12 protein-coding genes are annotated in these 14,255 nt (G+C 41.2%); 4 read left to right on the top strand and 8 right to left on the bottom strand.

Annotation, left to right across the window (positions count from 1 at the left end; all coding sequences use genetic code 11):
• Nucleotides 1-29 precede the first annotated feature (29 nt).
• The 6 genes from FY048_RS11640 to FY048_RS11665 all read right to left on the bottom strand — a co-directional run bounded on the left by FY048_RS11640 (nucleotide 30) and on the right by FY048_RS11665 (nucleotide 7,468).
• Nucleotides 30-566 (bottom strand): DUF3237 domain-containing protein, encoded by a 537-nt coding sequence (locus tag FY048_RS11640; RefSeq protein ID WP_446091234.1) that lies wholly within the window; start codon nucleotides 564-566, stop codon nucleotides 30-32.
• Nucleotides 567-623: 57 nt separating this feature from the next.
• Entirely contained in the window at nucleotides 624-1,874 is a 1,251-nt protein-coding gene (locus FY048_RS11645) for an OprD family porin (RefSeq protein ID WP_013198532.1), read from the bottom strand.
• 81 nt (nucleotides 1,875-1,955) lie between these two features.
• Nucleotides 1,956-3,095 (bottom strand): acyl-CoA dehydrogenase family protein, encoded by a 1,140-nt coding sequence (locus FY048_RS11650; protein ID WP_446091235.1) that lies wholly within the window; start codon nucleotides 3,093-3,095, stop codon nucleotides 1,956-1,958.
• A 75-nt stretch (nucleotides 3,096-3,170) separates the two neighbouring features.
• The gene (locus FY048_RS11655; RefSeq protein WP_446091236.1) at nucleotides 3,171-5,057 is read right to left on the bottom strand and encodes a feruloyl-CoA synthase; all 1,887 of its coding nucleotides are present in this window, start codon (nucleotides 5,055-5,057) and stop codon (nucleotides 3,171-3,173) included.
• 82 nt (nucleotides 5,058-5,139) lie between these two features.
• Nucleotides 5,140-6,591: an aldehyde dehydrogenase gene (locus tag FY048_RS11660; RefSeq protein ID WP_446091237.1), complete on the bottom strand. Its 1,452-nt coding sequence runs from the start codon at nucleotides 6,589-6,591 to the stop codon at nucleotides 5,140-5,142.
• Nucleotides 6,592-6,628: 37 nt separating this feature from the next.
• On the bottom strand, nucleotides 6,629-7,468 hold the full coding sequence (locus FY048_RS11665) for a p-hydroxycinnamoyl CoA hydratase/lyase (protein ID WP_446091238.1): 840 nt from the start codon (nucleotides 7,466-7,468) through the stop codon (nucleotides 6,629-6,631).
• Nucleotides 7,469-7,716: 248 nt separating this feature from the next.
• On the opposite strand from FY048_RS11665, the gene mhpT reads away from it, so the two are divergent.
• From mhpT to FY048_RS11680, 3 genes are all read left to right on the top strand, one after another.
• Nucleotides 7,717-8,949: a 3-(3-hydroxy-phenyl)propionate transporter MhpT gene (mhpT, locus tag FY048_RS11670; protein WP_016138820.1), complete on the top strand. Its 1,233-nt coding sequence runs from the start codon at nucleotides 7,717-7,719 to the stop codon at nucleotides 8,947-8,949.
• A gap of 70 nt (nucleotides 8,950-9,019) precedes the next feature.
• Nucleotides 9,020-9,475: a MarR family winged helix-turn-helix transcriptional regulator gene (locus FY048_RS11675; protein ID WP_252609387.1), complete on the top strand. Its 456-nt coding sequence runs from the start codon at nucleotides 9,020-9,022 to the stop codon at nucleotides 9,473-9,475.
• A 123-nt stretch (nucleotides 9,476-9,598) separates the two neighbouring features.
• Complete coding sequence (locus tag FY048_RS11680) at nucleotides 9,599-10,291, top strand: GntR family transcriptional regulator (RefSeq protein ID WP_446091239.1); 693 nt, start codon at nucleotides 9,599-9,601, stop codon at nucleotides 10,289-10,291.
• 44 nt (nucleotides 10,292-10,335) lie between these two features.
• On the opposite strand, the gene FY048_RS11685 is transcribed toward FY048_RS11680, so the two are convergent.
• Nucleotides 10,336-11,280, bottom strand: coding sequence for a PDR/VanB family oxidoreductase (locus FY048_RS11685; RefSeq protein ID WP_446091240.1), 945 nt, complete (start codon nucleotides 11,278-11,280; stop codon nucleotides 10,336-10,338).
• A gap of 12 nt (nucleotides 11,281-11,292) precedes the next feature.
• Nucleotides 11,293-12,369, bottom strand: a complete 1,077-nt coding sequence (locus tag FY048_RS11690) for an aromatic ring-hydroxylating dioxygenase subunit alpha (RefSeq protein ID WP_446091241.1) — start codon at nucleotides 12,367-12,369, stop codon at nucleotides 11,293-11,295.
• A 517-nt stretch (nucleotides 12,370-12,886) separates the two neighbouring features.
• Here FY048_RS11690 and FY048_RS11695 point away from each other — a divergent pair.
• The gene (locus FY048_RS11695; RefSeq protein WP_446091242.1) at nucleotides 12,887-14,233 is read left to right on the top strand and encodes an MFS transporter; all 1,347 of its coding nucleotides are present in this window, start codon (nucleotides 12,887-12,889) and stop codon (nucleotides 14,231-14,233) included.
• Nucleotides 14,234-14,255: the final 22 nt, after the last annotated feature.

Genomic DNA, 14,255 nt, shown 5'->3' on the forward strand with positions numbered 1-14,255 from the left:
CATCCTTTTTGTAAGCGTTATAAAAATTATTATTTCAGGGTATAGGCATCATAAATAACCGCTTTTCCCAAACGCATTGCACTACCTACCGCAACGGTCTGGTTAAGCCACGCATATTTAGGTGAACTGGTTTCAAATTGCATGGTGATTTTGAAATAGTAGTTTTTCGGGTCGACATCTTTGCCTTGAGCAAGCTGTTTTAGTGTTTCTGCTGAGCCATGTCGGTAACCTTTGGTTTGAAGATAAATAAGTGCGCCGTCATCGGTTTCTAACAAATATCGTGTATCAATAATTGCCAGTCCTTTACTGTCAACGATTTGCCAATCTGCGCCATTATTTAAAATACGGCCTTTAAGTGATTTCCCTTCAAATGTTCCACCTGTAATGGGAATAATTCGGCGTTTACCAGCCTCACTAGTGGTGCCTAATTCCCAAACAGGCGCATTTAAATCAACACTAAATTTTGCTAAAGCCTCAAGCTGAATGGGTGGTGGGCTATATTGCGTTTCGGCATGAGTCAGGGCAATCAGACTCATTCCGCAGAGTAGCGTTACAACTTTCTTCATGATGAATTTCCCGAAATAAAAAGAGGTTCTATGTGTGACAGAACCTCTAGTTTTGAATTATTTAAATTTCCATGTGTAGTCGATGTTGATACGGGTTTCGTTTACAGGTTTGATGTTGGCTGTAGATAGCATATTGTTGTCATAGATTGCATAGCGTGCGCGTAAACCTAGATTTTTTAACCAGCCACTTTGAACGGTGTAACCTAAATCAAAGTCTGTTTCGCGTTCTTTTAGATTGGTTCCGCCTAAGTTGGGTGCATAAATATTGTGACCTGTGGTGTAACGGGTCATAAAACGTAAACCCGGCACATAATCTTTAAAGTCATATTCATAGCGGAAGCTATAGGCTTTCTCTTTTGGGTTTAAAAACTCACCTGGCCATGTGTCGATGAGAAGCCCAGTTTCACCACCAGTCAAATACGGAAACGCGGTGTCGCCGTGATGTTGGAAGGTTCCAAAAATAAATTTATGGTTTTGATGTTTAAGTTCGAAATGCGCATGATAAAGATCATTATCGACTAAGCCTGCTTTTGCTTGTCCGTCATCTCGGCTACGGTAATAGCGTAATTGCGAGCTAAGATTAGTGGTGTCATTAATTTTATGTTGGTGTAGGGCACCGACCATGGTCTGGTTATAAAGATCATCAACATCCATGTAGAAAGCGGTGAGCTTGATCGTTGGATCAAGCTGATAGTTTCCACCTAAATAATAAAGACCATCAGTCTCAGCACTTTTAAATCGTCCATTCACCCCTGAAATTTTAATTTTTTCATAGTTGGTCGAATCACGATGATTCACTTTGTCGAGGTAGGCCGCTTGTAAGTCGAAATCTTTAATATCTTTACTGGTCAGTGAAATTCCTCGATAGGTTTGAGGAAGCAAACGAGCAGGTGAAGCCACTAAAACAGGATTCATCGGCATTAGCGTACCAATACGCAGCTCGGTTTGGCTCATTTTCGCTTTTGCTGTGACCCCAATTTCGCCATAAGAGTCAGCAGGTTCATTGGTGCGCGTGTCTCTAGGTAAGTTTCCTGTACCGCCATGCTCTGCATCGGCATCAAGTTTAAAACCCGCTGTTGCAAGCACATCCAACCCAAAACCGACAGTCCCTTCGGTATAACCTGAATTGGCTTTAAGAATAAAACCTTGTGTCCAGTCCTTGGCAGCAGGGTAAGCAGATTGCTCTTGGTAATCGCGGTCAAAATAGAAATTTCGTGTGGTGAGTTCTACTGAACTGTTATCAATAAAATTGCCAGCCCACACTGAACCAGAGAGCATGAGGGTAGAGTACATCCATAATTTTGACATAGCATTTCTTCCTGAAATAACATTTTTTTGTTTTAAACAAGGCATAGTTGTTGTGTCTGCCTTGTTTAGTTTTAAATCGAATTATTTTCCGAGCAGTTCTCGGGCGACGATTTCTTTCATAATTTCATTGGTTCCCCCATAAATTTTTTGTACCCGCGCATCCACAAAAAAGCGTGAAATCGGATATTCCTGCATGTAGCCGTAGCCGCCAAAAAGCTGAAGTAACTGATCAATCACTTCACATTGAGCGTCGGTAAGAAAGCACTTCAATGCGGCAACCTGAGTCACGCTTAACTGGTGTTGTTGATATAGCGCTGCACATTGATCTACAAAGGCTTGAGCAGCTTTTGCTTTGATTTGCGCGTTTGCGAGCACAAAGCGCGTGTTTTGCATTTGGCTTAAAGGTTGCCCGAAAGCTTTACGTTCCAATACATAGTCTTTGGTGATTTCGATGGCCCCCAAAATGGACCCCAAAGCCATCATGGAAATGCTCAAACGTTCACGCGGTAACTCTTGCATTAAATAAGCAAAGCCTTGTCCTTCTTCACCCAAACGTTGTGTGATAGGTACACAAACATCATCAAAAAACAGTTCAGCTGTATCTTGAGCATGTAGCCCGATTTTTTGTAAGGAACGGCCTTTTTTAACACCGTCTAAAGCGGCATCGACTAATAAAATCGAAATGCCTTTTGCTTTGGCTTGTGGATTAGTTTTAGCCACCAAAACAATCAAGTCAGCATGTAAACCATTTGATATAAATGTTTTTGAACCATTAATACGGTAGTGGTCATTTTCTAAAATCGCTTGAGTGCGTATTGCCTGTAAGTCTGAACCAGCATTAGCCTCTGTCATGGCGATGGCAGTGACGACTTCACCCGTCACCATTTTCGGTAACCAATAACGTTTTTGCTCTTCAGTTCCAATATTTTGCAGATAAGGAGAGACCAACTCATTTTGCCCGCCAATGGCAACCGCTAAAGATGCAAAACCAGCTTGAGCCGTTTCTTGAACCAACATGAGTGAGTAGTGCACAGGAGCGCCGTAACCGCCATACTCCTCGGGCACATCGACGCACAAAAAGCCATTTTCCCCAAGACGAAGCCATAGATCACGTGGGATGAGACCATCGTGTTCCCACTGTTCATAATACGGGGCAACCTGTTCTTTTAAGAACCTGCGATAGCTGTCCCGAAATAGTTCAAATTCTGTATCGTGTGGCATGTTGAACCTTTTTTTAGGCAAAAGTGGGGCTATTGCCCAAACCGAAGTTTGAGCTTCCTTTTTTATTTCAATAGCTTATTGCTTTAAGGTGGGCACTCGAATAATAAGTGGGTTGTCGCCCTGCTTTTGATAAAGCTCATCAATTAAAGCTGCACGACGTTTCGTAATATTGCTTTGATTGAGATTGCCTTTATCAGTCACTTCTCCAGCATCGAGCTGAGGTGGTTCAGTCATTAAATAAAGCATTGAGACTGTATTTGAACTGCCAGTCGCATCTTTATTAAATGTCGTTAAAAATTGACGGAACCATTGCTGGACTTTAGGGTGCTGTAATATCTCTGCTGGAGAATGTTCGCCAAGCTTAAGGCCTGCGTATTGAGCACAAGCTTCTAATTTTGGAAAAATCAGAAAACCCACGGCATTGAGGTTTGAACCTGTAATACAAACATCTTGAACCAGTAAATTACCTTGAATGAGCACTTTGTTGCGTATGGTGCCGACATTTACAAAAGTACCTGTATTGAGTTTAAAGTCTTCGGCAATTCGTCCGTCATACATCAGGCCTTTAGTCGGATCATTAACATCGACTAAACGCACCGCATCACCCGTATGGAAAAAGCCTTCATCATCAAACACAGTGCTTTGCTGGTCTGCTTTTAACCGCCAATAGCCTTTCATGACGTGTTTGCCACGAACACAAAACTCTAGTTTGTCATCACATGGCACTAGCTTAATTTCACATCCTGGAGCAGGGTAACCAATAAAGCCAGCCATCACGCGTGGGCCAGTGGTAAAAGCACAAGATGGGGCGGTTTCAGTCATGCCCAACCCACTCATAATGCGAATTTTTTCTCCGCAATGCTGCTGAGCAATTTTATCGAGTCTGTTCCAGCCCGCTTCTGAAAGTGCTGCACCTGCAAAGAATAAAATTTTAACTTTGGCAAAAAAGCGGTCTCTTAATTCTTCATCTTTTTCTAAAGCTTCTGTGAGTTCTTCCCAGCCTTTTGGCACATTTAAATAAACTGTTGGAGAAATTTCTTTAAGATTACGAATGGTTTCGTCAAATTTTCCTGCAACGGGTTTGCCGTCATCAATGTAAATTGTACCGCCGTTATAGAGTGCGATGCCGACATTGTGACTGCCTCCAAACGTGTGGTGCCAAGACAGCCAGTCGAGTAGGACAGGTGGCGTTTCTTCAAACTCAGGGAAAGTTTGTAATAACATCTGCTGATTAACACACAACATTAAATGCGTAGTCGGCACAGCTTTAGGTAGTTTGGTTGAACCTGACGTAAATAAGAATTTGGCAATTTGGTTTTCATCAAGGCTTTGATAAAACTCTTGAACATTTGAAACTGGTGTATCTAACAGCGACTGAAAAGATGTGCAGATTTGATTGCCCACAAGACCTTTATTCGTGACCACTTCAATGTCAGCTGTAATACATGTCTGAATCGCTTTGGCAAAGGCCTGACCATCGCTAGCGTAGACTAGGCCAGGTGTAAGCACTTCAAACACATGTTTAAGTTTGCCAAAGTCTTGAGAAATCAAAGAATAGGCTGGTGAAATTGCTGAAAAAGGCACACCCGCCAGCATGGCAGCCATAGATAGTGTTAAATGTTCGAGATCATTACCACTTAAAATGACCAGAGGTCTCTCTTGGCTTAACTTACGTTCATGTAAAGCCTGAGCAATGTGCCATGCACGTTGTAAAACTTCTGCATAACTCAGTTTGACCCATTCACCTTGAGCATTGCGTTTTGCTGCAAAAATATGGTCTGGTTTGGTTTGTGCAAAATGAATTAACCGATCTGTCAGTTTTTGTGGATACGGTTTTAATTGCTCTTTTGGGTTGATATAGAGCGTGTCATCTTTATGGTGATAATGAATATCATGTTGCCCTAATTTTACGAACCGTTCGCGGTCTTGTGATTGAGTGGCATTCATTTGCATTTCTTTCACTCCATGGAAAGCGCATCACTGCGCTTTATTTTTTTGCATCATGCAATTTTTATTTAATATGTTGTTGTCCGCATTACCCTGACTAAATCGGGTAATGACGTGATTGGGTTTGAATGGTAATCCAGCGTAGGTCGGTAAATTCGGCAACAGAGACTTTACTACCAAAACGTCCGTAACCACTCGATTTTGTTCCGCCAAATGGCATTTGAGCTTCATCATGTACGGTTGCGCCGTTAATGTGACAAATACCCGAATCAATTTGTTGAGCCACTTCCAGTGCTTGCGAAATATTTTGACTAAACACTGCCGAAGAAAGGCCGAACTCGCTGTCATTTGCCAGTGCTACGCCTTCTTCAATGCTTGAAAAGCGTTGAACTGTACATACAGGGCCAAATGATTCTTCACGGTAAAGCAGCATGTCAGGTTTAATATTGAGCACCAGCGTCGGTTGCATGGTGGTATCTTCAATATGAATACCTAAAGGTAAGTCAGCACCTTTGTTTTGAGCATCTTCCAGCAAATGCTGAATACGGTTTGCAGCACGTCGACTTTCTAAAACACCCAATGCATTTTCTTTTAAAGTCGGATTGCCCGCCTGAATAGAACGTGTTTTCTCAATCAGCTTTTCAATAAACTGGTCGGCAATATTGTCTTGAACCAAAACACGTTCGGTCGACATACAGATTTGACCCTGATTAAAGAACGCTCCAAAAGCGACTGCATTTACGGCTTCATTAATGTCAGCTTCATTTAAAACCACGACAGGCGCCTTACCACCCAATTCAAGTAAAACAGGTTTTAAATATTTGGCAGCAGTCTCTGCAATAATTTTTCCGACTTTGGTTGAACCCGTAAAATTAATACGTTTGACGGCTGGATGAGAGACTAAACGCTCAACAATTTGTGGTGCATCTTCGGCGGCATGAGTAATGACATTTACCACACCTTCACCAAGACCTGCTTCGTATAACACTTCGCCAATCAGACGATGTGTTGCTGGGCAAGCTTCAGATGCTTTTAATACAACGGTGTTGCCACAAGCCAAAGGCATGGCAAGCGCACGCGTTGCCAAGATGACAGGCGCATTCCAAGGTGCAATTCCTACAATCACACCGCAAGGAACCCGCACACCCATGGCAAGATTGCCCGGCACATCTGACGGAATCAGGCTTCCGTCAATTTGTGTGGTCATTGCTGCTGCTTCACGTAACATGTTGGCAGCAAGGTGAACGTTAAACCCATACCATGTCGCAGTTGAACCCGTTTCTTGCATTCCAATTTCAATGAATTGCTCGGTCTTTTGGTCCATTAAATCGGCTGCTTTTAACAAACGTAAGCGACGTTCGGTAGGCGAGAGTTTCGACCATACTTTAAAAGCTTGTTGTGCCGAGTCGATTGCACGATCAACATCGTCCAATGTTGCAGCAGCAGCTTTAGTTGCCACTGATCCATCAATGGGGCTAATACGCTCAAAAGTTGCCTGATTTGATGCATCAACAGATTGACCGTGAATAAGTAACTGTACATTTTGCATGGGTTGTGTCCTTACATTGCCATTAGAGAATCAAAAGTTAACCAGTACGTTTGTAGCTCTGTAAACCCGGTTTAATTGATTTTTCATCTAAGAATTGTTTCAAACCTTCTTGGCGGCCATTTTCTGTATCACGGTGGATACATTGATCGAGCTTGGCATATAAGTAGTCTTCGTTTTGGTCCCAAGTGAGTTCACGGCAACGCTTAAATCCATTTTTAGCTGTGCGAAGAACCACAGGGTTTTTCTCAAGTAGGCAATTTGCAAGTTCAGTGACTTCTGCTTTTAACTGTTCAAGCGGTACGCTTTTGTTCACAAGGCCCATGTTTTCGGCTTCTTTACCAGTAAAGGTTTTGCCTGTCATGATGTAGTACAAAGCTGCACGGTGACCAACAGTATCCGCCATTGCCTTGCTTACAAGGTTGCCCGGTGGAATACCCCAGTTAATTTCAGATAAGCCAAATGTTGCTTCATCTGCTGCAATTGCGAGGTCACAAGCCACTAAAGGTGAGAAACCGCCTCCAAAGCACCAGCCGTTGACCATAGCAATTGTTGGTTTTGAATACATGCGAAGAAGTTGCCACTGCCAACGGCATGAGTCGCGGCGAATACGTTCTTGATAAATTTCTGGCTGAGTATCGACTTCACGGAAATATTCCTTCAAGTCCATGCCTGCTGTCCAAGAATCACCTGCACCTGTCAACACAAGCACACGTGCATTTTGGTCAAGTTCTATGGCTTCAAGTACATCAATCATTTCACGATTGAGTGTAGGACTCATGGCATTTTTCTTTTCTGGGCGGTTTAGTGTTACCCATGCAATTCCATCTTCAACTTTAACATCTACTGTTTCCCAGCGGTTTTCATAACTCATCTTCATACTCCTTGAATGATTTTTAGCTGTTCTGGGATTTAATTTAATATCAGTTAAACTTACATTCAAGTCTTTTTTATAAAATTTCTTAAATATTTTATAATTCATTGTATTATAAATAATAATTAACTTTAAAAATAATTTAATATAAAAATGTGTTGATTTTTTAGTAAGTTTAACTGATATTTTTGGTGTGTTTAAACAATAATACACAAAGGGCTAAATGGAACGACTAGTCAATAAGGGATAACACAATGGAAAAGATATTAGGACAGTCTGCAAGGGCAAAAATCACGTTGCTATTATGCTTTGCAATAGCAATTTTTGAAGGTTTTGATCTTCAGTCAATGGGGGTAGCCGCCCCCCGAATGCGGGCTGAGTTTATGTTAGACAATGGCCAGATGGCGTGGGCATTTAGTGCTGCAATTTTAGGAACACTACCAGGTGCGATATTAGGCGGTAGATTTGCAGATATTGTAGGGCGTAAGAAAATTCTGATTTTTAGTATTTTACTTTTTGGAATGATGTCTTTGCTAACAGCCTATGCTGCTAACTTCAGTTTGCTGTTACTCATCCGTTTTTGTACCGGTTTAGGAATGGGTGGGGCACTTCCGATGATGATTACACTTGCCTCTGAAGCCGTACCTGATCAGCATAAGGGCAAAGCGGTAAGTATCATGTATAGCGGCATTCCATTTGGTGGATTACTCACTTCTGTCGTTGCTATGTCGTTGGCGGGTGATGCAGAGTGGCGTCATATTTTCTATATTGGTGGTATAGCGCCTATTTTATTAATTCCACTGATTATGCGCTTTTTACCTGAGTCCAATGATTATCTACAGCGGAAAGTTCAGGCACAAAAAACCACTCCCTTCTTTGAAGTTCTGTTTGCCAAAGAACGTCGTATGTCAACGATTCAGCTTTGGGTGAGTTTCTTCTGTACCTTAGTGGTGCTCTACTTCTTGTTGAACTGGTTGCCATTGCTCATGGGCGCGCAAGGCTTATCGAAATTACAGGCAAACTATGTGCAGATGGGCTATAACGTTGGCGGAATTTTAGGTTCAATCCTCATGGGTGTATTGCTTGATAAAATACGCATGAGTTTTGTGATTAAGCTGATTTATCTTGGCATTCTATTCTCGCTTTGCTGCTTGGCAATTTCTCCAACCGTTGCATTACTGGCGCTTTCGGCAGTAGGCTGTGGTTTATTTATTGTGGGTGGACAATCGGCACTGTACGGCTTGGCTGCCATGTATTATCCAACGGAAATGCGTGGAACTGGAGTCGGTGCGGCGGTTGCAATTGGGCGTATCGGTTCTTTTGCAGGACCTTTAATGGCTGGTTTTTTACTCTCGCTTGGACAAAGCTCGACCATTGTGATTGGTTCAAGCATTCCGGTGATTTTAATTGCAGCGATCTCTGCATTACTTCTTGTCAAAAAACCTAAACAGCCTGTACATTTAGTACAAAGCTCAGGTGCTCGCTAAGTTTTAACGAAAGTATGGGGTTAGCGCCTCATACTTTCACTACAGATTTTCTTATGATGATTGAAAGGTTATGGTACGTTCGAATTCAGTTCAAAAAAAAGTAGAAGATGAGCCTAAGTTAAGTTACATGATTGCTCGTGTTGACCGAATTATTAGTAAACATTTAACAGAACATTTAAAAGAGCTTGAGATTACCTTGCCGCAATTTACTGCGCTTTCTGTTTTAGCTTCAAAAAGTAATGTATCCAATGCTAAGCTTGCTGAGCGCTCTTTCATTAAGCCGCAATCTGCCAACAAAATTTTGCAAGATTTACTGGTCAATGGCTGGATTGAGAAAAAACCAGACCCAACCCATGGCCGCCGTATTTTAATTACGCTGACTCAAAGCGGTGTTGATAAGCTAAATAAATGCAATGAAGTTGTTTTAAAAGTTGAAGAAAAAATGCTTGAAGGCATTGATATTAACTTGGCTTATTTAATCCGTAACAACCTAGATATTATGGTCAATAATCTTAAAAATCTTTGATCAAGTGTGGTTGGTAATTTAATTTTTTAAACTCAACAAAAATGCTTAAGCACTGATTCACACAGAAAATTTATTTCATTTTACAAATGAACTTGCTAGCATCGAAGTGACGTTTTTGGTGATGTGTGGCAGCGAATGTCTTCAGGACAACAAGTTTTACTTAAACTAAGAAAAATGATTATTTCAGGGGAATTTGAAGGCGGTGCCAGAATTGCCGAAATTCCGACTGCCGAGTTACTTGGTGTTTCAAGGCAGCCTGTTCGTATTGCCTTTCGCTTGCTTGAGCAAGAAGGCCTCCTCATTAAAAACCCAACTCGTGGTTACACGGTTCGTGAAATTTCAGAACAACTTGTTCATGATGCGCTCGAAGTGCGCGGTGTACTTGAAGGATTGGCTGCGAAAACTTTGGCAGAACAAGGCTTAAGCGAAGAACAGAAAAAGACGCTGCAACATTGCATTCAAGAAACTGAAAAACTATTTAATGATAAAGATGAGTTTGGCGATGCCGAACTCGAACGTTATCATCATTTTAACGTCATTTTTCATGACACTATTATTGAAGGTGCACAAAACGTCGCACTCATACAAGCCTTGGCAAAAAACAACCAATTACCGATGGCTTCTGCTCAAGCTATTACTTATGACCAGAATCAAGCTTTGTCAGAATATCGCCGTTTGCACTATGCACATTTACAGCATTGTTCGATTTTTGATGCGTTGGTACATCGTCAGGCAGGGCGTGCTGAAACTTTAATGCGTGAGCACAGTAGTGTCGTGATTTTGGGTGAAACGCTCAGAAATGTTTTAAGCGCTTAAGATGAAAATAAGTTCCTTTATATTTGAATAAAGGAACTTAAATATTAAAGCTCAATCACAAGGTTTTTAGTTTTTGCACGAGAACAGCAAGGCGTAAATTGGTCATTTAGTGCATGTTCCTCATCGGTCATGAACATATCGCGATGATCTGGCGTGCCTTCTACAACGCGGGTAATACAAGTGCCACAAATGCCTTGTTCACAAGAAACAGGAATATCAAAACCATTTGCAATTAATGCTTCAGTAGCAGTTTGCTCTGGTAATACTTCAATTCGACGGCCCGTACCTTTAACTTCAATAGTGAAAGCTTCATCATTAGACGTATCTACTTTTTGCGCGACAAAATGCTCTTGATGTAACTGTTCTCTGTGCCAACCGGCTTGTTCAGCCGAGCTCATGACAAACTGCATAAACCCTGTCGGACCGCATACATATAAGTGTCTATCTGATGAACTCTGACCTAAAACCTCTGCCATATTACATTCAGTGTCTGGTTGATCTTGAATATGAAAATGGACTTGGTCACCAAAATGCTCGGTTAAATTGCCATAGAAAGCAATCATTTCATGACTACGAACAAAGTAGTGCAATTCGAAAGGAATATTGGCTGACTTAAGCCGATACGCCATCGATAAAATGGGGGTAATGCCAATACCACCAGCAAAGAGAACCGCCTGTTTGGTTTGAGGGTGAATTTCAAATAAATTACGAGGTTCACCAATCTTTAAATGATCACCTTCACGATATTCAGTATGGATACAACGTGAACCACCGCGTGAGTTAGCATCATGTAAAACACCAATTACATAACGATGCTTTTCACTGCAACAATTTGAAAGTGAATATTGACGGGTTAGGCCGTTTTTAAGATGCACATCAATATGAGCACCTGCTTCAAAATTCGGTAGCTCTGTACCATTTGTTGCAACCAATTCAAAGGCACGAATGGTCGGGGTCAGCTGGTGAATTTTTTGAATAATAACGTCCATGTTCATGCTCCTTTAAATAATCCGAATGTTTGGAAACTTTTGTGCGGATGTTTCAGGAGGCGTTTTATTTTCTTCGGCAAGTAGTCGGTCAATCACCTTACGAGACTGTACACCGCCTGCGTCAATATTGAGCATCAGTAACTTGCGATATGGATTGTTCAAAATATTTTGCTGCTGTTGCTCCAGCATTTCTAAATCTTCAGTAAAGATTTTTCCTTGGCCTTCACGAATTTGATCGGTGAGTTCAGCATTGTTTGGCTGGAAGTTGCGTGCCATTCCCCAGAAATACCAATGTGAGGTTTCAGTTTCCGGCGTAATAAAATCGACAACAATTGACGAAACTTTTTTTTCTTTTGGTGCGTTATAACCGCCATGTCCAGCATGTGCTACACCCACTTCAATATGCACATTACTTGGAGCAAAGAAGTGGCAACGTTGCCAACGGTCAACAGGTACATCATCTGCCAAGTGATTGCCGCGAAGGGCCATTTGCCAAAATGGAGGCGCGATCACATTTTCCATGTAGCGTTCAGTAATGACATGATCACCATCAACTTTAGTGATTGGTAATGATTCATCAATCTCTTTTTGACCAATACTGCTTGAGTGAACATAAGTCTCGTGGGTTAAATCCATAAGATTATCGACCATGAGGCGATAGTCACATTGAATATGGAACAGGCCTCCGCCATAGCTCCATTCAGGATGATCTGCCCATTCTAAAGTTGGGAGTTTTGATTCATCTGCTAATGCCTTTTCGCCTGGCCATATCCAAATAAAACCAAACTTTTCAACAACTGCATATGCTTTGTTGCAAGGGAAACCATTTACACGTTGAGCTGGCATTGAAACAGTCTTTCCGTCACAACCCATCACTAAACCATGATAGCCACACACGAGGTTTCCATCTTCGACATAACCTAGTGAAAGTGGGGCACCACGATGGGGACAAAAATTTTCAACGGCTGCAACTTGGTTTTCTTTACCACGGTAAAAAACGATTTTTTCACTACAAATAGTGCGACCTAGTGGTTTGTCTTGGATTTCTTCTGGGCGGCAGGCAACATACCATGCATTTTTAATAAACATTGTGACGACTCCTTATCACTTATTGGATCCAATTTATAATAAATAAAAATAATGGTCAATTGATAAACAGCATATTTCTTAAAAATGTTGCTCGTTATAGTTGGTGGATTTGTATGTTTTTAATTGCTATCAAAGGCTTTTGTATTTCTTTTAAGTTTTAGAGGTGAAATCTTTTATGGTTTTTAATTTGGATCCAAAATATTCCAATCCTAAGCTGAAGTTGGATCGTTTTTCGAATAGCCGATTTGAAAATGGGTAAATAATTTATGGATCCATATTTTTATTTTAAACATTTATTAATAAATTATAGATATATTTTTCAATGTATTGTTGGTTGTTAAATTAAATTTAAAAAAATATTGTTGATTTTTTGGATCCAAATATTCAGTATAGAAAAAGAGCAGGATGCTCAAAAACAAATATTCCTCTAAGTCATTATGGATACGGATGTGCATAACCACCCAATCGCTCATATCAGCAATGTCGTGTGTATATCTTATCCAAGGGAGATACACAAATGGAAAGAGACGTTCTAAGTGAGATCAATCAAAACAACATGAGCCGCTACCAATGGTTCGTCATTTTGATCTGTATTTGTCTTAATATTATTGATGGCTTTGACGTGATGGTGATGGCATTTACCGCACCGTCCGTGTCCGCAGAATGGTCACTTTCAGGGGCGCAAATTGGCTTGTTGCTCAGTTCAGGTCTTTTTGGAATGGCTGCTGGTTCTATTTTTCTTGCACCTTTAGCCGATAAAATTGGTCGTCGTTTACTCATCTTAGTTTGTCTTGTAATTGCTGGTCTTAGCATGTTGGGCTGTGCTTTTGTACAAAGCCATGGCATGTTAGCAGCACTGCGGTTTATTACTGGAATCGGGGTGGGTGGCATCCTTGCGAGTAGTAATGTACTGGCAAGTGAATATGCGAATGCTCGCTGGCGCAGTCTTGCAGTGAGTTTAATGTCTACCGGTTATGGAATTGGCGCGACACTGGGTGGAGTACTATCACTGGCATTGATTGAACATTTAGGTTGGCGTTCAATCTTTTTAGCGGGTGGAATCACCACCATTGCAATGCTACTGATCAGCGCATGGTTATTGCCTGAATCTTTAGATTACTTACTCGCGAAACGACCAAAACAGGCATTGGAACGAATCAATGCAACTGTAAACCGCATGGGGCTTAACGAACTATCAGTTATGCCGCGCTATGAAAAAATGAGTACGCAAAATGGCAGTGAACTTAGCAAATTATTTGCGGGGCAACTGGGATTTCAAACACTTTGTCTGTGGTTTGCATTCTTTTTAGTGATGTTTGGCTTTTACTTTGTCATGAGCTGGACACCAAAAATTCTTATTTCAATGGGAATGTCACCAGAGCAAGGGGTAAGTACAGGTATTTTAATTAGTATTGGTGGTATTTTCGGTGCAGCCATTATTGGTTTACTCGCATCACGCATAAAAATTTTCTATGCCTTAAGCCTATTTTTAGGGCTAACGTCTGCATGTGTTTTTCTATTTGTCGCAGTCTCGTCTCAAGTGAGTGTCGCACTCATGGTGGGGTTATTACTCGGCACACTTATTAATGGCTGTGTGGCAGGTCTATATTCTATTTCTCCAACAATTTATGACGCCGAAATCCGTAGTCGCGGTGTGGGTTATGCCATTGGTTTTGGCCGTATTGGGGCAATTTTATCGCCAACGATTGCAGGTATTTTTCTGGATAAAGGTATAGCACCCGCAACGCTGTATGCCTATTACGGTGTGGTCTTTATTTTGGCTATTTTCCTGATTTTAAGTTTGGGTAGTGCTTTTTATCGAAGTAAGAAAGAGCAAAACTACTCTCTTAAAACAGCACCTTAATCCATTATAAATTAAATAGTTG

The sequence above is a fragment of the Acinetobacter sp. 1124_18A genome (genome assembly GCF_052824995.1).